Raw genomic sequence first — 20,247 nt, 5'->3', positions numbered from 1 at the left:
CCCAGCGTGGCGGCAGAAATCAATGATGATACTTTTCCGGCCCGGCTGCCTTTGGCGCCGGGCTTTTTAATATCCCCAACGATACAAGAAAGGCATCCATTTTATACATGGTTTCGCCGGCCCATTCCTTTTGACGGTAGAACGTATGTGGCCCACCGTCTGCAATCCAATATTCATTATGTACACCAACGGAGTCCAGCACAGCACGGAACTTATCGCCGCCGGATTTCCATTCATCGGCGCTGCCAAAGAACTGGATCACCGCAGGCGACTGTTTGTTTACCTTATCAAAGGCGCCACCGCCACCGGGTCGGTCGCGGCATATGCGGGATTAAGCAGGATCAATGCTTTGGGACGAATGGGAATGGTTGTTTCACCGATCGCGTTAATGCTCGTATCCAACGCCGCCATACTGGAAAGGTGGCCACCGGCGGAACTTCCGCCCATAACGAGTTGGGTGCTGTCTGCATGTAGCTCTTGCGCGTGCTGCAATACCCATCGTACGGCGGACTTCACATCCCGCAGGCAAATCGACTTATCTCTTTCCCCCTGTTTTAATAAACTGTAACTGGCCGTGATGGTCACGAAACCCCTTTGTACGAAGTAGCGGCACTCCGGGTACATTACGTCACGGGTGCCGCGCACCCAGCCGCCGCCGTGAAACAGTACCATCACGGGTCTTAGTTCGCCAGGTTGCAAGCCGGGAGGCGTGAAAACATCCAGCTTTAAGGTGTCTTTATAAGCGTAGGTCTTAAATTCCTGGCTATGTGCGTCCGTAGCTAAAAGAAGGACGAGGGCGGCTGCGATCGGGAAATGTTTCATGGGTCGAATAAGTGTGAACGTGGAGAAACAAATATATCAATTTAGAGAAGAAATATTTATAAGTTTGGGGAATGAAGCGACTTCCAGTATTAGGATTGGTATTATTGCTCGCAGCCTGCTCAGAAAGCCGCGTGCGTGTGACAGAAAGGATGCAACCCGCCACCAGCGCAGCTGTATATTTTCCAAACGACTCTTCCGTCCGGAAGAACCTGGCTTCCGGTGTATTGTTCGCCATGAAGGAGCCGTCCCTGGCCGGTTACAATGGAAACGGTGATTTCGTTCGCCTCACCTGGTTGCCCGCCGTGGCCAACCTGACGGTGATAAGGCTCAACAAGTTCAACGATGTGGTGTACGCGAACCGCAAAGAAATGCGGCCGGACGGTGTAATCGTCGCCGACACATTGATCGTACTGAGAGATACACGATGGAAGGAAGTGGCAGACCAGCTTTCGCAGGCTATTCCGCCACAAAGCCGTGGGTTGGAAGGCATTACCTGGTACCTGGAGAGCCGCGTCGGCGGTCAGTACCGGTTGCAGCAGGGATGGGATGAAGGCAACGTGCCTTCCCCGATATTTGAATCTATCTTAAAGATCCGATAATAACAGGAACGCTCCGGTCAATATGGCCGGAGCGTTTTGTTTATAGCGCAGACAATGTTTTCCGGAGAGCTGCCGCCGCAAGGTGCACCTGTATGGTCCATTCTTCCGCCGCACCACCATCGGCACCATCAGAAATATATTTTAAGCAGAGAAAGGGAATGTTTTCCTGTTTGGCAATCAGGGCCAGGGGATAGGCTTCCATGTCCAGCACATCATATTCGACCACGCTGTGCGCCATTTCGAAGCTGTCGCCTGTGCCGCAGATACCCTGTTGCACGCCTTCCAGCTGAAGACCATACTGCAGCACGGGGCCAAAGCCGGATAGCGGCGTTTCGTATTTTGGGAAGCCGAGTCCTGTTACATCCATATCGCGCTGGATAAACGTATTACAGCAAACCACCTCGCCACGTTTGAACCGCGTACTGCCTGCTGAACCGAGGTTTATGATGAGTCCGGGTCGCCGGGTATGAATACTTTTGGTCAGCTGATAGGCGGCGCTCACTTTGCCGATACCGGTAATCAACTTGGGATAATCGTCAAACTCGCCGGCAGCTTCCGATTCCAGTGCAAACACGTATAAAGGATCGAGGGATGGAATAGCTGCTGCCCGTATAATATCATTCATCATCCCGCAAAAATAAGAAACCGCGGGATTTTTACTATTTTAAGCAACTATGAAATACTTGATACTATTACTGTCATGCTGCAGCCTGGCCGCCTGTACCGCCAGCAAACACGCCGGCCGCAAACTGTTGTGGAGCGATGAGTTCAATTACACCGGTCTGCCCGATTCCACGAAATGGAGCTATGAACAAGGCTTTATACGCAATAAAGAGCCGCAATATTACACCAGTCATCGTCCCGAAAATGCCCGCGTGGAAAACGGTCACCTGCGCATCGAAGCAAAAAAAGAAGATTATAAAGGCGCGAAGTACACGTCTGCCAGCATTATCACAAAGGACAAAGCCGATTTTCAGTACGGCCGCGTGGAAGTGCGCGCTAAACTGCCCGCCGGTAAAGGCTCGTGGCCTGCTATCTGGATGCTCGGCAGCAATCATGGCGCTGTGCGCTGGCCTGAATGTGGTGAGATCGATATCATGGAATTTTTAGGTAAGGAGCCCACAACGGTGTATGGTACGATGCATTGGGAGGGCGACGATGGCAAACACAAGCAGAAAGGTGGTACGCAGAAGAACGTGGCGCCGGCGGACGGATTTCACGTGTATGCGATCGAGTGGAGCGATGCGAAGATCGATTGCTATTACGACGATAACCTGTATTTCTCATTTGATTACAGCCAGGAGAGTGAAAAGGTGAAGAAGATATTTCAGCAACGGTATTATTTGCTGCTAAACCTTGCGCTGGGCCGCGAAGGCGGATGGCCGGGGCCGGTGGATGATAATGATCTGCCGTTTGTGTATGAGGTGGATTATGTGAGGGTTTATCAATAGAATAAAAACTTACCGGCACTTTAACTACCGATTCCCTCATTTCGATGCCTCGCACGCCTGTACGAAATGATCCCCTTCTATCTTTGCGCCACAATAAAACCTCAAGTAAAAATGAAACACACCTATTGCGCGTTGTTACTGGGCCTGGCGATGATCGTGGGCTGCAAAAAAGAAGATGAAGGCGATGATTATGAACTGGTTGCCGAACAGTCTGTCGCCGAATGGAAAGGCTATCTGAAAACCGGTTATTTTAATGAAGGAGAAATCGCCGTAAAAAGCGTTGCCCTGAAAGTGAAAGACGACCAGGTAATGGGCGGCACTTTTTCTTTACCCTTGAATACGATCAAGAACTTAAACCTTCCTACGGAGGAATTAAAAGCGGAATTGGTTAATCACCTGAAAACCGCTGATTTTTTTGATATCGCGAAGTATGCAGACCTGCGTTTTAAGATTACCAAAATTGCAGCGTATACTGGTGGTGCTACCGGTGCGGTAGATGGCGCCAACTTCACGGTGAACGGTAACCTTACCATGGTAGGAAAAACACTTCCGATCAGCTTCCCGGCAAAGATCAATGTAGCGAACGGCGAACTGACGTTAGCGGCCCTGCTGAAAGTAGATCGCACGAAGTGGGGAATGATGTATGCTACCGCTGATACGCTGGCAGACGATAAACGGATTATGAACGATATAGATATTGAACTGCAATTGAAGGGAACAAAAAGTAAAATGAAAATGGGGCTGGTTTGTACATCAGCCCCGTTTTTAATAAATTTCCTTCCCAAAAGGCGCAAACGTCAAAGACATCAACTTAAAATGCTGCAACCCGAACGGAATCCCCACAATCGTCACACACAGCAGTAACCCAAAGAACAGGTGTGTGAGCGCGATCCAGATACCACCGCAGAAAATCCAGATGATATTAAACACCGTGGCAATACAACCCGTTGGCCCCGGTACGTCGCGTACCTGGCGGCCAAATGGCAGCAGGGTAAAAAATGCGATTTTAAAACACTGCAGCCCGAATGGGATGCCAATGATGGTGAGGCATAACAGCAGTCCTGATACGAGATACTCGATGCAGGTAATAAAGCCGCCGAAAATAAGCCAGATAAGGTTGCCGATGAGATTCATACGACAATATACAACATATCGGGTAATGACTGTATCAAGGGCAGAAACGGCGTAAATAATAGAGGGAAATGGATAAATCCCGGACTTATATAGGATAAGCTGTGCAGTAAACAATTTGGATTAAAAAATCCGATCGCAGCCGAAAAAAACCAGAATGTTCCGCTATTTCCGGCGGCAATATACGGAGTGTGGCGTTTTTTCCGCTGTGCCTGCTTTTATTGCCGTGTTAAAACAGGTTGGGCCTTAATTTGTTAAGTAGATGGAAAAACATCCCCAATGATTAACGGAACAATGATGCAATACTTCCACTGGTATATTACGGCGGAAGATAACCTATGGGAACTCATCGCCCGCAATGCGCCACAGCTCGCGGAAGCCGGTATTAACGCCCTATGGTTCCCGCCGGCGTATAAGGCCAAAGAAGGTACTAACAGCGCGGGATACGACGCCTACGATATCTACGACCTCGGGGAATTTGACCAAAAAGGCACGGTGCGCACTAAATACGGCACCCGCGAACAATATGAAAAAGCCATAGAAGCCTGTCACCAGCAAGGTATACAGGTGTACGCAGACATTGTACTGAACCACAAGGCGGGGGCAGACGAAACAGAAAGGGTGACCGTACGCCGCGTGAATCCCGATAACCGCAACGAGTTTACCAGCGAACCTTTCGAGATAGATGCCTACACCAAATTCACCTTCCCTGGCAGGAAGGGCAAGTATTCCGACTTCATCTGGGATCATATGTGTTTCAGTGGCGTGGATTACGCGGCCGACCTGCAGGAAGACGGCATCTTCAGCATTATGAATGAGTATGGCGACGACTGGGAAGAAATGGTGGACGATGAACTGGGTAATTACGATTTCCTGATGTTCGACGATATCGAGTTCCAACAGTGCTGTGCTGGAAGAACTCAACAAATGGGGCCGCTGGTATTTCGATACGTTTAAAGTTGACGGCGTACGCCTCGACGCGGTGAAACACATCTCCCCGAAATTTTATAACGAATGGCTGGATTACCAGCGGCAAACAAAACCCGACCTCGTTGCTATCGGTGAATACTGGGCGCCCGGCGATTTGCACCTGCTCATCCGCTATATAGAAGCTACGGAAGGCCGCATGTCGCTATTTGACGCCGCATTGCATCACAATTTTCATCATGCCTCCCAACAGGGCAAGGATTTCGACCTGAGTACGATACTCGATAACAGCCTCGTACAGGCAAAACCTGAACTGGCGGTAACCGTGGTAGATAATCACGACACGCAGCCGTTGCAGGCGCTGGAGGCCCCGGTAGAGGCATGGTTCAAGCCGCTGGCCTATGCGATCATCCTGCTGCGCGAAGGCGGTTATCCCTGCCTGTTTTACCCCGATGTGTATGGCGCGCATTATGTAGACAAGGGCCGGGACGGTAACGATCATGAAATCTTCCCGGAACAGTGCAAACACATACAGGAACTGTTGCAGTTACGCCGCGGTAATGCATACGGCCAGCAACGAGATTACTTCGATCATGCCAACTGCATTGGCTGGACGCGCGAAGGAAATGAGGAACACGAAGGATGTGCAGTGGTTCTGTCTAACGGAGAGGAAGGTCACAAATCAATGGAGATAGGCCAGCGTTACGCAGGAATGACGTTCACAGATGCGCTGCAGGAGCGGGAAGAGGAAGTAACGATAGATGAAAACGGCTTGGGTACGTTCTTGTGCCCGGCAGGCGGCGTGAGTGTGTGGACAGTTAAAAAATAAGTGTTGCCGGGCCTTTAACATTGCCTTATCGTTTCTCTTAAAGAAATCTTAAAATAGCCGCCATCCGGCATTACAGGAATCATTTTTGTTCTACTAGTCATGAACCAAATATTTGAACCATGTCTAGAATAACCAAAGATGCCGTTAGAAAAGAAGTACAGCAATTAGCAATTGGTAATTATAAAAGCTACCCGGCAGATTATGAAAGTGTGCCGGCAGTCGTATCGGATAATGTTCGCTCACTCGCGAACGGGTATTGGGATTGCCGCGCATATAAAGAAGTAGAACGCGATGAGAAGTTGGGCATCAGTCTGCAGGACTATCAGCACTGGACCAAAGAAGCGTACGAAGCTTATATGCACGCAAACCGGAACTGATATATCTCCATTATATGAAGAAGCCAGCCTTTAAGGGCTGGCTTCTTTTGTTTTACTCTTTCAACGTCGCCAGGAAACTCACTACATCGCGAATCTCCTTCTTCGACAATAACGTCTTCATATCCGGCATACTCGACAGCGCATATTTTTTGGATTTAATATCCGCTGCGGCAATCGTCTTATCGGGATCACTGCCTTCTTTCACCGTAATGCTTGTTTTGCTTTCATTCTGAATGGTACCAAAGATCTTCTTCCCATCTTTCAGTTCGAGGCTCACCATGCCGAAACCTGGGGCCAGCCGTGCGCTCGGGTTAATCAGCGCTTGCAGAATTTGCTCACGTGAAATGCGGCCTGCTACGCCGTTCAGGCGCGGGCCGGCGTTACCGCCTTTGTCATCGTAAGAGTGGCAGCGCATACATTGTGCATTTTGGTTCTGGAAGAAGATGCGCCTTCCGCGGTTAGGATCGCCGCCATTGAGGCTGCTGGCGTAAGAGGCCATCAGGTCATCTTCAGAAAACTTGCTGCTGATCTCTTTGTATTTCGCGGCCAGCGGTGCTGATTTGGAGCTGTCGATGGCTTCGCCCAGTTCCGGTAGATGTCAGGGCTCAGCGTGCCGGCGGCCATTTTAGCCAGCAGGGCGTCGAAGCTTTGTTGGGTATTGGCGACAGGCAGTTTGCCCAAAGCCAGTACGGCGGCTTGTTTTTCTTCCATCGTACGGTTCGCGATCACATCGTTCAGCAGTTTCACCATTACTTCTTTCGACATGCTCATTTTCTCCATCAGGTCGAGGCCTGCCACGCGCACGTCTTTCTCTTTATCCGCCAAAGCAGTACTGATGGCCTGTTCCGCCTGAGGCGCCTGTAACGATACGATCGCTTTCAGGGAAGCGATGCGCACTTTAGGTTCCTTGTCTGCTTTTAAGGTAGCCAGCAGTTGATCTGCCGAAGTTTTTATGTTGATCTTCTGAATCGCTTTCGCAGCGCTCAGTCTAACGGCTATCTCCTTGTCGTTTAATAAACCTGTTAACGCTGTTGCGGCCTTGTTAACCACCGGCGCGGCATCGCGGGTAACGGGTCCACGCAGCCTTCCGTCTACACGGTCGAGCACAGATGGTTTGCTCCAAACGCTTAACACATCTACAGCTTCGGCGCGCATAGGGGCGGGGTTGGCGGTTTGTTGTGCGTATGTCACGAGGTTTTGCAGGTTCTCATCTTTGGCCACGCGAAGGTTAGCGCTGATGATACGGCGAACCAGCGGCTCGTTCTTAAAGGTGGTGGTATTCAGCAAGCCCGCCAAAGCAGGTAATGCTTCGGGGATCGACAGGTCGTCGTTGATTGCACGGGCGGCTTCGGTTACGATAAATTCCGAGGTGTCGGACAGGAACCTCGCTACCGCGGGATCGCTCATTCTTCTTAATGCTACTACTGCTGCGATTCTCAGCGCGCGGGAAGGATGTGTAGACAATGCCGCTACCGGCGCTACGTCGTGGATATTGGCCAGTGCAGCCGCACCCGCGTGACGCAGGTAAGCATCGGTATCATTGTTGGCTTCCAGCATAGCGATGATCGGTTGTACGCCTGCTTTGTATTTCATTCGGCCCAATGCTTCAGCAGCAAAGAAGCGCGCACGGGAAGCGGTATCTTTCAACAAAGGGATTAATGCAGCTCCTGCTTCTGCGTAACGAATGTCCCCCAGCCATTTAGCAGCCTGCGCGCGGATTTCAGGATCGGCATCTCTCAGTACGGGTACCAGTGCTTCGGCGTGTTTCTTGTCCTGGCGGGCTAATTGCGCCAGTCCCCAGATGCCGTGCACGCGTGACAGCTGGTGTGTTTTCTGCGCCAGTGCGGCTTTGAATACGTCGCTGTCTTTTCTTTTCACCAGCTCAAACTGTGCTTTCATGCGGATGCGCATGTCTTCGTGCTTCAGCAGGTTGGCGAGATCGGCTACTTTTTTATCGCCGAAGTCGGCAGCCAGCAAGCTTTGTACTTCCTTGCGGGCAGCTGAACCGGCGGCTCCTTTTACATCCATTTTCCAGATGCGGCCGTAGTTGTGCGTATCCCAGCCATCGATCCAGTCGGCGATGTAGAGGGCGCCATCAGGACCAAAGTCCATACCGGTAGGCAAAATCCCGCTTACGATCCTTTTGCTTTCGCCCAGGTCGAACGAAGCGCCTTTGGGATTTAACTTAAACGCATGCACGCCGGAGCCGGAAGGGTTACCCACGAATTCAGCAATAAAGAAATTGTTTTTATACTCGGGACCGAGTGCGGTGCCGGGGTTGTACACCATGCCACAGGGACCGCTCACATAGTTCGCGATACAGGGCGTGATGTAGGCCGCCTGACCATCCCAGCGGGGAGGTACATTTTCTCGTCCATCCATACCTTATAAGTATTGTTGTCTTCGTCGCGGTATTTACCATACTGCCAGTTGCTGCGCCAGCCGGCGTCGGAACCATTTACGATGTACACGAGGCGCTCTTTTTCACCGGGATGGTCGCCGTCATTGTCTTCACTGATCAGGTTAGCATACTCATCGAACACAAATTCGTGGGTATTGCGCACACCATAGGCGAATACCTCAAAGTCGCTGCCGTCGGGGTTAGAACGTACTACCACACCACTGTTCGGGTGTTCGTACTTTTCGCCATTAGGGCCTTTGCCATTAAAACCAATATCCCCGATCTGCCAGTAAATACGGCCATCGGGACCCATTTCCACGCCAGACATACCATGGCCGCTGAAGCCAACGTGTACGGCGTAACCGGTAGAAATAGATTTCTTATCATCAGCGATACCATCGCCATTTTTATCTTTCATCCGCCACAGGTCGGGCGCTACGGCTACGTACAAGTCACCGCCATCGGCGAGTACGCCGCCTGCTACGTCGGTTACCTCATCGTGGAAGTCGTCGACCACCAACTGCGCCATATCGGCTACGCCATCGTTGTTCTTGTCTTCAAGACGGTATACATGCTCCGTTTCAATCGTAAGATCGCGCCAGTCATGGGAGCTGTCGCCGTTGAGGTCCTTCAGCCAGCTGCGGTTCTTCTCGCTGTTTTCGGGACTTAACTCTTTCCGGAGGAAGGCGCGGCGGTCTTCCACGGTTTGCAGGCTGATAGACGGGATCTCCCAGTCGCGGTGCCCGCGGATATCGAATTCGGAGTTGTTTTGCCTGGTGGTAGTGGTGTAGTACAGGCGCCCCTTGTCGTCGATATCGATTGCGATCGGCGAAATGACAAGGGAATCGATGCCCCAGAGTTTCATCTCAAGCCCCTCTGCCAATACCGGTTTAACGGCGTTCTGGATAGAATCGGCCAGTTTAGCGGTAAAGGAGGAGTCGTACTCTTTGATGCGTTTGTCGGCCGGTCCGGAGTCCTGGCAGGCAATAGCACCTAACAGGAGGGTGGCGGGAAGTAGTTTTTTCATTGTAGCGGGCGTTGCCATCAGTTTTTTCATGTTCATTAAGGAGTTGCTGCAACAAGCAATTTGTCAGCCAATCAAGATATAATAAAAAAATCCGGAAAAGAAGGGTTATTGATGGGTGGCAAGCATTTTTTTCCTTATCCCTAAGATAAAGTTTCGCAAAAAAGGAGGATCAGTCTGCAGGAAGCGCGGCACCCACCGGTGAGTTTCGGATATGGGCTTATGTGAAAGGGCAGGTTGATCGTGCCTTGTTATTTGCGCTAATTTAACGGCGTGCATCCGTTTTTTATCGGTAATTTTAAGATGATGAAAAACACTGAACGCTTTTCCAATCGTGTAGACAATTACGTGAAGTACCGTCCGCATTACCCGGAGGCCATCATATCGTACCTGGCGGAACATGCCGGGCTCACGTCAGAAACGGTCGTGGCGGATATTGGCGTGGGGACCGGCATCTCATCGCTGTTGTTCCCGGAACATGGCAACCAGGTGATCGGGGTGGAGCCGAATAAGGAAATGCGTCTCGCGGCGGAACGGCAGCTGCATCATCATCCGCAGTTTACGGTGGTGAACGGCTCGGCCGAGCACACGACGCTGCCGGATGCTTCGGTGGATTTGATTCTGGCGGGCCAGGCGTTTCACTGGTTTAACCGGGATGCTGCCAGGGCGGAATTCCGCCGCATCGGGCGCGAAGGAGCGAAGGTGGTGCTCATCTGGAACGAACGCCTTACCGACAGCGCATTTGAAAATGCTTTTGAAGACCTGCTGAAGCGTTACGGCGTGGATTACGTGGAAGTGGACCATCGCAATATCGGTCCGGCGCAGCTGGCCTCCTTTTTTAAGAACGGTCAATTCGAGGAGCAGACCTTCCGGAACGCGCAGTTCTTCGACTACGCAGGCTTAAAAGGGCGGCTGTTATCTTCTTCCTATACCCCAACAGAAGAACATCCCTTGTACCTGCCGATGCTGAACAGGCTGGAGGAAATTTTCGAGAAATATAATGAGCAGCGGATTGTGAAATTTAACTATACGACTAAATTGTATTTGGGCGTAGTGTAAATACCTGTTCGTTTCTGTGGCGGTACCACCATGCGGTGACATCGATGTCTGCTTTTAGAGCCCCTTTTTTTTATAGATCAGTAAATAGTACCATAAAACCCCCAAATAATGTCACCCGTTTGGTGTCGTTTACGTGTACCTTTGTATCATCATGGCAAAGGAAAAAATACCGGTATACGACATCTGTAATCTTGGCGACGAAGGCCGGGATGAGTTCCTCGCCGACCGGTTTTCATCTTACCTGCACAAACACTTCGATCACCTGCATTTTCCACATAAACATGCCTTTTATCACCTGGTGCTGTTTACCGGAGGTGGAGGGGAGCATACGATCGATTTCTCCAGGTTTACCGTACAACCGGGCCAGCTGTACTTCATGGCGCCGGGCCAGGTACATGGATGGGCGTTTGAGGGCCGGATGGAGGGGTACATCGTAAATTTCACGGAAGCCTTTTTAAAGCCTTTCCTGCAGAACCCAGCGTACCTCGACCGGTTCGCATTTTTCAGCGGTGCCAGTGAGGAGTGTGTACACCAATTGCCGCCGGTGGTATATGAGCAGGTGTGTGGACTGTTTGAGCAGATTTTGCAACGCGGGAACGACCAACGCCACTACGGCGATTTGTTGCGGGTGTTACTGCTGCAATTGTTTTTAGTGGTGGATGATGCGGTGGCCGGTAAAGAAAGCAATGCCGTTCCGCAACAGAAGCTGGTATTGCTGAAAGGTTTCCGCAAACTGATCGACACGCATTACCGGGCATTACGGCTGCCAAAGGAATACGCCGACCTGTTATACGTAACACCCAATCACCTGAACGCACTTAGCCAGGACTTAGTTGGAAAAACGGCAGGAGAGCTGATCCGCGACCGCATACTGCTGGAAAGTAAACGCCTGCTGGCAAATGCACAGATGACCGTTACGGAGGTGGCGTACGATCTCAACTTCCGTGGATAACTCTTATTTCAATCGCTTCTTTAAAAAATATACCGGGCAAACGCCTGACGAGTTCAGGAAACAATTACTCGGATAAATCTCATCAATATGGAAAAGATTAAACAGATGGCGGCTGCTGAAGCCCCCAAACGGGAAAGCTTTGTTAAGATTTTTGCCTGCAAGTGTCCGCGCTGCCGCCAGGGCGACATGTTCGAAGATAAGAATCCCTACCACCTGAAAAGCACGATGAAAATGCACAAACGTTGCCCGGTCTGCGATCAGCCCTTCGAACTGGAGGTAGGTTTCTTTTACGGCTCCGGTTATGTGAGTTATGCATTGTCTGTTGCCATCAGCGTGGGCACGCTGGCCCTCTGGTGGTTTACCATCGGGTTGGGACTGGACGATAATCGTTTCCTGTACTGGATCATTACCAACGCGGTGCTGCTCATTTCCCTCCAACCTTTACTGATGCGGCTAGCACGCGCTATCTGGATCGCGTTTTTCGTGGGCTATGATCCCGATTGGAAAAACAGTGCGCCCGTACAAACCGACCGCACGAACGAAGCCATGAGTAACGCCTGGTAAACTTATTCTGACCGCAGGCTGCGCACCGGGTTCGACAGCGCAGCCTTTACCGTTTGCGTGCTCACTGTGATCAGCGTAAGGAACATGGCCCCAAGTCCTGCCGACACGAAAATCCACCATGACATGTTGATCCTGTACTCAAATCGCTGCAACCAGTTGTGGAGCACGTACCAGGCCAGGGGGCTGGCGAGCAGGCAGGAGATGACCACCAGGATCATGAATTCGCGGGAGAGTAATCCCCACAAATTGAGTACGGATGCACCCATTACCTTGCGGATGCCGATTTCTTAGTGCGTTGTTCCGCCATATATGACGCGAGGCCGAACAAACCAAGACAACTGATCAGGATTGCCAGCAAGGTGACGAAACCTGTTAACTGACTGATCCGTTCTTCCATGATGAACTTCTTGGCGTAATCGTCGCTGGTAAATGAATACTCAAATGGCGCGGCCGGGTTATGTGTTTTAAAAATCGGCGAGATGCGTTTCAAGGCTTCGGCGGTGCCCATAGCGGGGTTGATGCGGAGGTTGACGAAGTTGCCGGGTTCCATCAATACATAAAACACCGTCGGAGGCACGGCATCATACGGGGAACGCATGATCATATCTTTCGCTACGCCTATTACTTCGAGCGGCTTTGTACCCCATCGTATCGTTGTGCCGACAGGATTTTTAAGTCCCATGATTTTCACTGCGCTTTCATTTAAAATTACCCGGTTGGAGTCTGCGTTAGTTTCACCATCAAACGTTCTGCCATCCAGTATTTGCCAGTTCAGCACTTTGCCGTGGTCATTCCGTGCGCTTACGACGGCAAGTGAATTTATGTCGCCTTCGGGTTTTCCCGGCCAGGTGAAGTCGGAAGTGCCAGACCATATATCGGTCAGTGGGCCCTGAGACTGGCTTACGGCTACTACGGCGCCGGAGGCGATCAGGTCATTTCGCAACGCTTCATAGTGCTCATAGATCTGCGGTGTGGTCATTTGCGTAGAAATGATGCCAGCCCGCTCATATCCAACCGGCCGGTCTTTCGCATACTGGATTTGCCTGTTAACCGTAATGGTGCCGGTGATGAGCAATACCGATACAACGAACTGCAATATCACCAGTATTTTACGCGGTGTGGAAGCAGCGCGGCCTGCGCGGAAGCTGCCTTTTAACACCCTTACAGGCTGGAAAGAAGATAAATAAGCGGCAGGGTAGCTGCCTGCTATGATGCCAGCAAATACGCTGAAACCTACGGAGAATGCCCAGAACATCGGGCTGCTCCATTGGATGCTGATATCTTTTAACGCCACTTTATTGAACCACGGCAGGAATAATTGCGCGAGCAGCAATGCCAGTACGAGCGCTAATAAAGCCACCAGAATAGATTCTGAGAAGAATTGTCCCACGAGTTGGGCCCTGAGCGAACCTACTGCCTTACGAATACCCACTTCCCGCGCACGCTTTTCGGAACGGGCAGTGCTTAGGTTCATAAAGTTGATACAGGCCAGCAGCAATACAAAACCGCCTATCAACCCAAAAAGTTTTACGAAAACCATTTGTCCGGCCACACTGATGCCATTATCAAACTTATTGTACAAATGCCAGCGGTCCATCGGGAAGAGGAACAGCTCGGGCTTATTGGCAGATAATTCAGGATGATGGTTAAAGTAAACATCTTTGATCCGCTTTTGTGCCGTTTCAAAACTTGCGTTATCGGCCAGCTGCACATAAGCATTAAAAGAATGGAAGTCCCAGGAATCCTTTATGTCTTTGATCCACTTCCATTCCGTAAGCGCGAGGTCCCAGGGCAGTAAATACCGGTTGTCTGCCATCTCCGTATTGGCAGGGAAGTCCCTGAAGACCCCCGTTACTTTTACCGGTATGCGGTTATCTATCTTTATGATTTCACCTACCGCGCTTTTATTGCCAAATAAGGCGCGGGCAGTGGTTTCATTCAACAGGATGGAAGATGTTTCCTTCAGTCCTTCCCGTGAACCTGCCACCATTTCCAGGCTTAACATGTCAGTAGTACCCGGGCTCACAAAAGATCCGAAAGTAGACAGTCTTTCGTCACCTGCAATAAGCGTGTGATTGCCTTCGCATACCATCGTTACCGTTTTGAACTCGCCGGGATAGTCGCGCGCCAGCTCTTCTCCTAGTGGTACCGGCATCGAGGTGTTCACGAATACCTGTCCCTCCGCTGTACCCCTAAGCAACACCTGCGCGATACGATCATGGTTTTTAAAGTGCTTGTTAAATGATAACTCGTCCCAGATCCACAATGCGATCAGCAGCGCCACCGCCATACCAGCGGCAAATCCGGCAATATTAATAACGGAATACACCTTGTTTTTAGTAAGGTTGCGCCATGCGATCTTGAAGTAGTTCTTTAGCATAATGATAGGTATTGAAGAGTCGTTTGCCAAAGCAGTGCCACGATATTCAGGTGCAATATCTTAATTATTTATGTATGGGGATATGATTAATATGTTCGGTTTCGGTACAGGCGGCTGTCCGGATTAGTGCAGCCGCCGACTTAGATCTTATCTTGATGTGCTGGCACGTTATTGGTGATCCATTTCGTGTAACCCGAGTTTTAACTAAATTCTGCATTATGAAAGCAGCAGTGCTGGCGCATTATGGAGCCCCGGAAAATTTTGAAGTAAAAGAAGTGCAAGTACCCGAAATCCAGGAGGGACAAATCCTGGTACACAACTATGCCTCGTCGGTAAACCCGGTAGATACGATGGTGCGGCGTGGTACGCTGAAGCTGGTCAGCGGTTTATTTGGCGAGCATATTATCGGCAGTGATTTTGCCGGTGTGGTGAATGCCTCCAAAAGCAGCCGTTTTAAGCCAGGCGATGAGGTGTTCGGATTTAAAAATGCCGTGGCCGGACATGCGTACGCGGAATACGTGGTGGTGGACGAAAACAATGCGGCTTTAAAACCCAATAATATAAACTTTACGGAAGCGGCATCAATGCCGTTAGTGGCGCTAACTGCGTGGCAGGGCCTCACCCGCGAGGGTAAGCTGCAGGCTGGACAACGGGTGCTGATCAATGGCTGCACCGGCGGCGTGGGGTGTATGGCCGTACAACTGGCGAAACACATGGGCGCCATTGTCACCGGCACCTGTAGTACGCACCACAAGTTGTTGGCAGGCGAGTTGGGATGCGATGAAGTGATCGATTACGAAAAAGAGCAACTGCCCGAAGATGGCCGTTTTGACGTAATATTCGACACTGCAGCACGCCTGACCTTATCGGACGTTACAAAAGCCTAACACCGGATGGCGTGCTTGTGACTACGAAACCGCCGTCGGAAGATCTTGGAGAGGTATTATCATCCGCGGTAGACCTGTTGCGCGCCCGCATGCGCATGTTCATGGTAGAGCCGCGCGCGGATGACCTGGAAACGATCCGCCAGTTTGTAGAGGCTGGTGACTTGCGGCCTGTCGTGATGAAAATATTTCCACTCAGTAATATGGCGCTGGCGCATGAAATGTTGGAGCATGGGAGCGTGACCGGTAAGATCGCAATAGAAATTTAGCCGTATCTTGGGGATATGAAGCTCCCTGTACTGCACGGTGTCATCGACCGCCGCCTGCTTGTTAACTTCGCCGCCGACCCGGAAGTCGTAGCGCGCTTGATTCCTGCGCCTTTTCAGCCCAAGTTACACAGAGGAAAGGCTATTGTAGGTGTTTGCCTTATTCGCCTGAAACAAATCCGTCCGAAAGGTTTTCCCGGCTTTATGGGTATTTCATCCGAAAATGGCGCGCACCGCTTTGCTGTGGAGTGGGAGGAAAATGGCGTGATAAAAGAAGGGGTATATATTCCCCGCCGCGATACCTCGCTGCGACTCAATACCTGGGCGGGCGGGCGCGTGTTTCCCGGCACGCATTACCTGGCGAAATTTGAGGTGAAGGAAGGGCGTGGCAAGTATCAGGTAGCGTTTCAGAGTTCGGACCATACGCGTATCGCTGTGGATGCCGAAGAAGCGACAACGTTAAATGCAGATTCCGTTTTCGGTTCGCTGGATGATGTATCCTGCTTTTTTGAACGGGGCTCCATTGGATATTCGCCCAACGGGCAAAGGTTTGAGGAATGCAGTTGCGCACCTCGTTCTGGAAAGTGCAGCCACTGGCGGTAAACTCCGTACGGTCTTCTTTCTTTGAAGATGAAAGCATGTTTCCGAAAGGAAGCGTGTCGTTTGATAATGCGCTGCTCATGAAGCAAGTTCCGCACGAGTGGCACGATATGGGCAGGTTGCGCTAATCTCCTGCCTGGGCTGCAAATAAACGGATGGTGATACGCCAGATTGTTTCACGGCGTTCTACTGAATGCGCACATATTCATGGCCGTCGCTATTTCCTTCATTTCTCACCCAACCGAATGAATTTATTACTCTATTTCTCGAAAATCGCGATCCCGAAGGTCCAGTCGCAGGTGCTTACCCTGGCGATCCCGGCCACACTGGCCGGCAGTTGCTTCCTGTATGCTCGCGCCACTATAGCGCGATCGGGAAGCAGTCGGATACACCATCGGATTTGAATCAACTGAAGTAGGATGATGAAAACAAAGCTAACGATTGCGAGCCTGTTGTTTGCCACGACTGTAGCCTCGGCTCAATCCCCTGAAACACTGACGGTACAGGCAGGAAATATTATTTCCACGGTATCGCCTACCATGTGGGGTGTTTTTTCGAAGATATTAATATGGGCGCCGATGGCGGTATATATGCAGAGCTGGTGAAGAACCGTTCTTTCGAATTTTACCAGCCGCTAATGGGCTGGACCGTACACCATGCGCCTCTGAAAGAGGGGGCGGTCGTCGTGCTGAACCGGCAGGATAAAAACGTGACCAATCCCCGTTTTCTGCGGGTGACTAAGCAAAGCGCCTCCGAAACCCTGGGGCTGGTGAATGAAGGTTTCAGGGGGATGGGTATCAAAAAGGCCTGCGGTACGACTTTTCGGTGATGTACCGGCAATCAGAACCCGGTCTTAAGCTTCGGCTTGAGCTGATCAGCGGCGGAAGCAGCATCATTGGCAACGGCGTGGTGGAACTGCCCGAAACCGGCGACAGCTGGAAGAAGGCGACGGTAAGTTTCACGGCCAACGACAGCACGATGCGCGGTAAACTCGGCATCTGGTTCGATGGCGTGGGTACAGTGGACCTGGATATGATTTCGCTGTTCCCCTCGGATACCTGGAAGGGCCGCCCGGGTGGCATGCGCGCCGATATGGTGCAATTGCTGGCTGATATGAAACCTGGTTTTCTGCGGTTTCCCGGTGGTTGTATCGTGGAAGGGCATGACCTTTCCGTGCGTTATCAATGGAAGAAAACAATTGGGGCGATTGAAGACAGGCAGCTGATCGTGAACCGCTGGAACACGGAATTCGCACACCGCTTAACGCCAGACTACTACCAGACGTTCGGCCTTGGTTTTTTTGAATATTTCCAGTTGGCGGAAGATATCGGCGCAGCACCTTTGCCGATCCTGAACTGCGGCATGGCCTGCCAGTTTAATACGGGCGAGGTGGTGCCGCTGGATCAATTAGATCCTTACATCCGGGATGCCCTCGATCTGATCGAATTTGCCAACGGAGACACAGCTACGGAATGGGGTGCAGTAAGGGCGAAAATGGGACATCCGCAGCCGTTTAACCCGGAGATGATGGGCGTAGGTAATGAGAACTGGGCGCCGCAATACATCGAGCGTTTGCAATTATTCCGCGACGCGATCAAGGCAAAGTACCCGGATTTTAAACTCGTATGCAGTGCAGGGACCGATCCGGCCGGCGAACGGTTTGATTTTCTCGATCAATCGCTGCGCAGCTTGAAGGCGGACATCATTGACGAACACTATTACCGTCAACCGGCCTGGTTCCTGGAAAATGCCGGCAGATACGATAATTACGACCGCAACAGTGCTAAAATATTTGCCGGGGAATATGCTGCGCAGAGCGACAGGGTGGTAAGCATTCATAACCGTAATATCTTAAAAACCGCCATCGCTGAAGCAGCCTTCATGACTGGGCTGGAACGTAATGCGGGTGTAGTAGTGATGGCCTCTTATGCCCCGTTGTTCGCGCACATCGACGGCTGGCAGTGGACGCCCGACCTCATCTGGGTGAATAACCTGCAGGCTTACGGTACGCCGGATTACTACGTACAACAGTTGTTCTCCTTAAACAAAGGCACACACGTGGTGCCGGTATTGCAGGCGGGGAGCGTGCTGAAAGGGCAGGACAGCCTCTATGCCTCGGCAGTGTTGGATAAGAAAGAACACGCACTTATTGTGAAAGTGGTAAATGCATCCGGCACAAAGGTGCAGCGGAAATTGAACATAGAAGGGGCACGGATCAGCCCCGGCCGGGTGGAGATCACTACATTGACCGCCAACTCGCTGCAGGATATGAACAGTTTTGACATGCCCGGGCGGGTGGCGCCTAAAACTACCTCCGTCGCTATAAAGGGAAAGCAACTCGATGTAACGATGGAGCCAAATTCGTTTAATTTATATCGTGTAAGTATAAAGTAAGGAGAGAAAACACGACAGGCCGGCCTCTTCAGGTCGGCCTTTTATATGAATGATTTACTGTTTTATTTTACCGGTTACCAGCACCTTCGCGATGCGCAGTTGGTCCATCTGCATCACTTTCAGCTGCAGGCCGCCGAGTTTTACACTGTCGCCGATGTCCGGTATTTTACCCAGCTTTTCGAGGATGAAGCCGCCGAGCGTTACATAACTTTGAGTCAGCTTTGCTTTTTGTGCGTCCAGTTCCACATTCAGTAATTCCAGGAATTCGATAAACGGCATCTGTGCGTCAACGAGCATGCTGCCATCTTCATTGTGCACCACATCGTACTCAAATTCGTTGGTCTCTGACGAAATATTGCCTACAAGTGCGTCCACGATGTCGTTGATGGTTACCAGTCCTTTGATAGAGCCGAATTCGTCGACTACCATTGCCTGGTATACCTTTTCCTTTTTAAACAACTCTAGTATCTGGTAGGTGCGGTTGTATTGCGTCACCACGAGCAGCTTTTTACTGATGGCTTCCAGATTTTGAATCTTTTCTGCCAGGTTCTCGCTAAGCAGATCTTTGGAATAGACGAACGCGAACGCGTTGTCGATATCGCCTTTCGCCAGCGGGTATATCGTATGTTTCCGTTCGAGTACCTTTTTCATGTTCTCCTCCGGCGTGTCGTTGACATCCAGCCAGATAATTTCGTTACGCGGCGTCATCAGCGACGAAACGTGGCGGTCGGCCAGGTTAAACACGTTCTGGATCAGCGCTTTTTCTGTTTCTTCGATCACACCGCCCTGGTGACTTTCGGTAATGATTACACGTAATTCTTCCTCTGAGTGAATATCGCCATGCTCTCCGGCAGGTTTAATGCCGATCGCTTTTAGAATAATATTAGCGAAACCGTTCAACACCCAGATAAAGGGACGGAACACGATGAAGAATATTTTCAGCGGCACCGCCACTGCAAATGTGGTGGGCACGGGTTTACGGATGGCCAGCGATTTAGGCGCCAGTTCACCGAATACGATGTGCAGGATGGTAATCATGAGGAACGCTACCGGTAACGCAGCTTTGTGTGCAACAGCAGGTTCCAGGTTCATGCCCAATACCTCGAACAGGTTGATGATGAGGGTGGTCATCACATCTTCGCCTACCCAGCCTAAGCCGAGGGAAGCGAGCGTAATACCCAGCTGTGTGGCGGCCAGGTAACCATCGAGGTTATTTACAATGCTTTTAGCGACAGTGGATACTGTTTTGTTACGGCCTGTGTTTACTTCAATTTGTGAAGTACGCACTTTCACAATGGCAAATTCCGCGGCTACAAAAAATCCATTCAGGAGTACGAGAAATAGGGTGAGTAATATGTCCCAGGTCATTTCAGAATTAGTTCTTTAGATGACGGCAAAAATAATAATATATTATCACATCAGCGGTAAAAGTTATGGCGGGCGCTGGTTGACCATGCTTTCGAGGTATTGGACAAAGCACTGATTGATCCGGATGGGGGCACTGTATGCGGCCCGGTACAAATAAAAAAGCCGCCTGGAAACAGGCGGCTCTACCCCTAATTAACCAAAAAAGCATAGATTATGAAA

At 50.8% G+C, this 20,247-nt stretch carries 25 protein-coding genes; 15 read left to right on the top strand and 10 right to left on the bottom strand.

Annotated elements, in window-relative coordinates:
* Nucleotides 1-19: 19 nt before the first annotated feature.
* The gene (locus MKQ70_RS10890; RefSeq protein ID WP_248070661.1) at nucleotides 20-262 is read right to left on the bottom strand and encodes a hypothetical protein; all 243 of its coding nucleotides are present in this window, start codon (nucleotides 260-262) and stop codon (nucleotides 20-22) included.
* A 17-nt stretch (nucleotides 263-279) separates the two neighbouring features.
* Entirely contained in the window at nucleotides 280-822 is a 543-nt protein-coding gene (locus MKQ70_RS10885) for an alpha/beta hydrolase (protein WP_248070660.1), read from the bottom strand.
* 71 nt (nucleotides 823-893) lie between these two features.
* Between MKQ70_RS10885 and MKQ70_RS10880 the strand changes: the two genes are divergently transcribed.
* Nucleotides 894-1,421, top strand: coding sequence for a hypothetical protein (locus MKQ70_RS10880; protein ID WP_248070658.1), 528 nt, complete (start codon nucleotides 894-896; stop codon nucleotides 1,419-1,421).
* Between the two features lie 40 nt (nucleotides 1,422-1,461).
* Here the strand turns inward: MKQ70_RS10880 and MKQ70_RS10875 are convergent, their stop codons facing one another.
* The gene (locus MKQ70_RS10875) at nucleotides 1,462-2,049 is read right to left on the bottom strand and encodes a 5'-methylthioadenosine/S-adenosylhomocysteine nucleosidase family protein (protein ID WP_248070656.1); all 588 of its coding nucleotides are present in this window, start codon (nucleotides 2,047-2,049) and stop codon (nucleotides 1,462-1,464) included.
* A 46-nt stretch (nucleotides 2,050-2,095) separates the two neighbouring features.
* Here MKQ70_RS10875 and MKQ70_RS10870 point away from each other — a divergent pair, with 46 nt between their 5' ends.
* Entirely contained in the window at nucleotides 2,096-2,872 is a 777-nt protein-coding gene (locus MKQ70_RS10870; RefSeq protein WP_248070654.1) for a glycoside hydrolase family 16 protein, read from the top strand.
* 111 nt (nucleotides 2,873-2,983) lie between these two features.
* A complete protein-coding gene (locus tag MKQ70_RS10865) occupies nucleotides 2,984-3,736 on the top strand; it encodes a YceI family protein (RefSeq protein ID WP_248070652.1) in 753 nt (250 codons plus the stop codon).
* Here MKQ70_RS10865 and MKQ70_RS10860 read toward each other — a convergent pair.
* Nucleotides 3,638-4,006, bottom strand: a complete 369-nt coding sequence (locus MKQ70_RS10860; protein WP_248070650.1) for a YccF domain-containing protein — start codon at nucleotides 4,004-4,006, stop codon at nucleotides 3,638-3,640. The genes MKQ70_RS10865 and MKQ70_RS10860 overlap by 99 nt on opposite strands.
* 276 nt (nucleotides 4,007-4,282) lie before the next feature.
* Here MKQ70_RS10860 and MKQ70_RS10855 point away from each other — a divergent pair, with 276 nt between their 5' ends.
* The 3 genes from MKQ70_RS10855 to MKQ70_RS10845 all read left to right on the top strand — a co-directional run bounded on the left by MKQ70_RS10855 (nucleotide 4,283) and on the right by MKQ70_RS10845 (nucleotide 6,136).
* Nucleotides 4,283-4,960 carry an alpha-amylase family glycosyl hydrolase gene (locus MKQ70_RS10855; RefSeq protein ID WP_248070648.1) on the top strand — a complete coding sequence of 226 codons (678 nt, stop codon included), beginning with the start codon at nucleotides 4,283-4,285 and terminating at the stop codon, nucleotides 4,958-4,960.
* Nucleotides 4,911-5,759, top strand: a complete 849-nt coding sequence (locus tag MKQ70_RS10850) for an alpha-amylase domain-containing protein (protein ID WP_248070646.1) — start codon at nucleotides 4,911-4,913, stop codon at nucleotides 5,757-5,759. Before MKQ70_RS10855 ends, MKQ70_RS10850 begins: the two co-directional genes overlap by 50 nt.
* A gap of 119 nt (nucleotides 5,760-5,878) precedes the next feature.
* Nucleotides 5,879-6,136, top strand: a complete 258-nt coding sequence (locus MKQ70_RS10845; RefSeq protein WP_248070645.1) for a hypothetical protein — start codon at nucleotides 5,879-5,881, stop codon at nucleotides 6,134-6,136.
* A 52-nt stretch (nucleotides 6,137-6,188) separates the two neighbouring features.
* On the opposite strand, the gene MKQ70_RS10840 is transcribed toward MKQ70_RS10845, so the two are convergent.
* From MKQ70_RS10840 to MKQ70_RS10830, 3 genes are read right to left on the bottom strand one after another with little or no spacing between them, the layout of a single operon-like run.
* Entirely contained in the window at nucleotides 6,189-6,635 is a 447-nt protein-coding gene (locus MKQ70_RS10840) for a c-type cytochrome (RefSeq protein WP_248070643.1), read from the bottom strand.
* Complete coding sequence (locus tag MKQ70_RS10835; protein WP_248070642.1) at nucleotides 6,635-8,518, bottom strand: HEAT repeat domain-containing protein; 1,884 nt, start codon at nucleotides 8,516-8,518, stop codon at nucleotides 6,635-6,637. The genes MKQ70_RS10840 and MKQ70_RS10835 overlap by 1 nt, the downstream gene beginning before the upstream one ends.
* Nucleotides 8,440-9,594 (bottom strand): DUF7133 domain-containing protein, encoded by a 1,155-nt coding sequence (locus MKQ70_RS10830; RefSeq protein ID WP_248070640.1) that lies wholly within the window; start codon nucleotides 9,592-9,594, stop codon nucleotides 8,440-8,442. The genes MKQ70_RS10835 and MKQ70_RS10830 overlap by 79 nt, the downstream gene beginning before the upstream one ends.
* Before the next feature lie 270 nt (nucleotides 9,595-9,864).
* On the opposite strand from MKQ70_RS10830, the gene MKQ70_RS10825 reads away from it, so the two are divergent.
* The 3 genes from MKQ70_RS10825 to MKQ70_RS10815 all read left to right on the top strand — a co-directional run bounded on the left by MKQ70_RS10825 (nucleotide 9,865) and on the right by MKQ70_RS10815 (nucleotide 12,136).
* Nucleotides 9,865-10,620, top strand: coding sequence for a class I SAM-dependent methyltransferase (locus tag MKQ70_RS10825; protein ID WP_248070638.1), 756 nt, complete (start codon nucleotides 9,865-9,867; stop codon nucleotides 10,618-10,620).
* Nucleotides 10,621-10,771: 151 nt separating this feature from the next.
* Nucleotides 10,772-11,572 (top strand): AraC family transcriptional regulator, encoded by an 801-nt coding sequence (locus tag MKQ70_RS10820; protein ID WP_248070636.1) that lies wholly within the window; start codon nucleotides 10,772-10,774, stop codon nucleotides 11,570-11,572.
* An 87-nt stretch (nucleotides 11,573-11,659) separates the two neighbouring features.
* Nucleotides 11,660-12,136, top strand: a complete 477-nt coding sequence (locus MKQ70_RS10815; RefSeq protein ID WP_248070634.1) for a DUF983 domain-containing protein — start codon at nucleotides 11,660-11,662, stop codon at nucleotides 12,134-12,136.
* A gap of 2 nt (nucleotides 12,137-12,138) precedes the next feature.
* Here the strand turns inward: MKQ70_RS10815 and MKQ70_RS10810 are convergent, their stop codons facing one another.
* On the bottom strand, nucleotides 12,139-12,402 hold the full coding sequence (locus MKQ70_RS10810) for an ABC transporter permease (RefSeq protein WP_248070632.1): 264 nt from the start codon (nucleotides 12,400-12,402) through the stop codon (nucleotides 12,139-12,141).
* The gene (locus MKQ70_RS10805; protein ID WP_248070630.1) at nucleotides 12,402-14,516 is read right to left on the bottom strand and encodes an ABC transporter permease; all 2,115 of its coding nucleotides are present in this window, start codon (nucleotides 14,514-14,516) and stop codon (nucleotides 12,402-12,404) included. The genes MKQ70_RS10810 and MKQ70_RS10805 overlap by 1 nt, the downstream gene beginning before the upstream one ends.
* A gap of 218 nt (nucleotides 14,517-14,734) precedes the next feature.
* On the opposite strand from MKQ70_RS10805, the gene MKQ70_RS10800 reads away from it, so the two are divergent.
* The 6 genes from MKQ70_RS10800 to MKQ70_RS10775 all read left to right on the top strand — a co-directional run bounded on the left by MKQ70_RS10800 (nucleotide 14,735) and on the right by MKQ70_RS10775 (nucleotide 18,660).
* Nucleotides 14,735-15,403 (top strand): NADP-dependent oxidoreductase, encoded by a 669-nt coding sequence (locus MKQ70_RS10800; protein WP_248070628.1) that lies wholly within the window; start codon nucleotides 14,735-14,737, stop codon nucleotides 15,401-15,403.
* Between the two features lie 11 nt (nucleotides 15,404-15,414).
* Nucleotides 15,415-15,669: a zinc-binding dehydrogenase gene (locus tag MKQ70_RS10795; protein ID WP_248070626.1), complete on the top strand. Its 255-nt coding sequence runs from the start codon at nucleotides 15,415-15,417 to the stop codon at nucleotides 15,667-15,669.
* A gap of 15 nt (nucleotides 15,670-15,684) precedes the next feature.
* Nucleotides 15,685-16,269 (top strand): DUF2071 domain-containing protein, encoded by a 585-nt coding sequence (locus MKQ70_RS10790; RefSeq protein ID WP_248070624.1) that lies wholly within the window; start codon nucleotides 15,685-15,687, stop codon nucleotides 16,267-16,269.
* A gap of 416 nt (nucleotides 16,270-16,685) precedes the next feature.
* Nucleotides 16,686-16,871 (top strand): hypothetical protein, encoded by a 186-nt coding sequence (locus MKQ70_RS10785; RefSeq protein WP_248070623.1) that lies wholly within the window; start codon nucleotides 16,686-16,688, stop codon nucleotides 16,869-16,871.
* Nucleotides 16,835-17,095, top strand: coding sequence for a hypothetical protein (locus MKQ70_RS10780; RefSeq protein WP_248070621.1), 261 nt, complete (start codon nucleotides 16,835-16,837; stop codon nucleotides 17,093-17,095). Before MKQ70_RS10785 ends, MKQ70_RS10780 begins: the two co-directional genes overlap by 37 nt.
* Nucleotides 17,095-18,660, top strand: coding sequence for an alpha-L-arabinofuranosidase family protein (locus tag MKQ70_RS10775; protein ID WP_248070619.1), 1,566 nt, complete (start codon nucleotides 17,095-17,097; stop codon nucleotides 18,658-18,660). The genes MKQ70_RS10780 and MKQ70_RS10775 overlap by 1 nt, the downstream gene beginning before the upstream one ends.
* 54 nt (nucleotides 18,661-18,714) lie before the next feature.
* Here the strand turns inward: MKQ70_RS10775 and MKQ70_RS10770 are convergent, their stop codons facing one another.
* Nucleotides 18,715-20,028, bottom strand: a complete 1,314-nt coding sequence (locus MKQ70_RS10770; RefSeq protein ID WP_248070618.1) for a hemolysin family protein — start codon at nucleotides 20,026-20,028, stop codon at nucleotides 18,715-18,717.
* Nucleotides 20,029-20,247: the final 219 nt, after the last annotated feature.

Source organism: Chitinophaga sedimenti (assembly GCF_023156195.1).
Taxonomy (GTDB): domain Bacteria; phylum Bacteroidota; class Bacteroidia; order Chitinophagales; family Chitinophagaceae; genus Chitinophaga; species Chitinophaga sedimenti.
The sequence above is the reverse complement of the archived record's forward strand: the minus strand, read 5'-3'. Positions and strand labels throughout refer to the sequence as shown.

Excerpts from the sequence above, each read along its gene's own strand:
- MKQ70_RS10885 (WP_248070660.1), bottom strand. The coding sequence starts at position 822 with ATGAAACATTTCCCGATCGCAGCCGCCCTCGTCCTTCTTTTAGCTACG.
- MKQ70_RS10880 (WP_248070658.1), top strand. The coding sequence starts at position 894 with ATGAAGCGACTTCCAGTATTAGGATTGGTATTATTGCTCGCAGCCTGC.
- MKQ70_RS10875 (WP_248070656.1), bottom strand. The coding sequence starts at position 2,049 with ATGATGAATGATATTATACGGGCAGCAGCTATTCCATCCCTCGATCCT.
- MKQ70_RS10870 (WP_248070654.1), top strand. The coding sequence starts at position 2,096 with ATGAAATACTTGATACTATTACTGTCATGCTGCAGCCTGGCCGCCTGT.
- MKQ70_RS10865 (WP_248070652.1), top strand. The coding sequence starts at position 2,984 with ATGAAACACACCTATTGCGCGTTGTTACTGGGCCTGGCGATGATCGTG.
- MKQ70_RS10860 (WP_248070650.1), bottom strand. The coding sequence starts at position 4,006 with ATGAATCTCATCGGCAACCTTATCTGGCTTATTTTCGGCGGCTTTATT.
- MKQ70_RS10855 (WP_248070648.1), top strand. The coding sequence starts at position 4,283 with ATGATTAACGGAACAATGATGCAATACTTCCACTGGTATATTACGGCG.
- MKQ70_RS10845 (WP_248070645.1), top strand. The coding sequence starts at position 5,879 with ATGTCTAGAATAACCAAAGATGCCGTTAGAAAAGAAGTACAGCAATTA.
- MKQ70_RS10840 (WP_248070643.1), bottom strand. The coding sequence starts at position 6,635 with ATGGCCTCTTACGCCAGCAGCCTCAATGGCGGCGATCCTAACCGCGGA.
- MKQ70_RS10835 (WP_248070642.1), bottom strand. The coding sequence starts at position 8,518 with ATGGATGGACGAGAAAATGTACCTCCCCGCTGGGATGGTCAGGCGGCC.
- MKQ70_RS10830 (WP_248070640.1), bottom strand. The coding sequence starts at position 9,594 with ATGAAAAAACTGATGGCAACGCCCGCTACAATGAAAAAACTACTTCCC.
- MKQ70_RS10825 (WP_248070638.1), top strand. The coding sequence starts at position 9,865 with ATGATGAAAAACACTGAACGCTTTTCCAATCGTGTAGACAATTACGTG.
- MKQ70_RS10820 (WP_248070636.1), top strand. The coding sequence starts at position 10,772 with ATGGCAAAGGAAAAAATACCGGTATACGACATCTGTAATCTTGGCGAC.
- MKQ70_RS10815 (WP_248070634.1), top strand. The coding sequence starts at position 11,660 with ATGGAAAAGATTAAACAGATGGCGGCTGCTGAAGCCCCCAAACGGGAA.
- MKQ70_RS10810 (WP_248070632.1), bottom strand. The coding sequence starts at position 12,402 with ATGGGTGCATCCGTACTCAATTTGTGGGGATTACTCTCCCGCGAATTC.
- MKQ70_RS10805 (WP_248070630.1), bottom strand. The coding sequence starts at position 14,516 with ATGCTAAAGAACTACTTCAAGATCGCATGGCGCAACCTTACTAAAAAC.
- MKQ70_RS10800 (WP_248070628.1), top strand. The coding sequence starts at position 14,735 with ATGAAAGCAGCAGTGCTGGCGCATTATGGAGCCCCGGAAAATTTTGAA.
- MKQ70_RS10790 (WP_248070624.1), top strand. The coding sequence starts at position 15,685 with ATGAAGCTCCCTGTACTGCACGGTGTCATCGACCGCCGCCTGCTTGTT.
- MKQ70_RS10785 (WP_248070623.1), top strand. The coding sequence starts at position 16,686 with ATGATGAAAACAAAGCTAACGATTGCGAGCCTGTTGTTTGCCACGACT.
- MKQ70_RS10780 (WP_248070621.1), top strand. The coding sequence starts at position 16,835 with ATGGGCGCCGATGGCGGTATATATGCAGAGCTGGTGAAGAACCGTTCT.
- MKQ70_RS10775 (WP_248070619.1), top strand. The coding sequence starts at position 17,095 with ATGTACCGGCAATCAGAACCCGGTCTTAAGCTTCGGCTTGAGCTGATC.
- MKQ70_RS10770 (WP_248070618.1), bottom strand. The coding sequence starts at position 20,028 with ATGACCTGGGACATATTACTCACCCTATTTCTCGTACTCCTGAATGGA.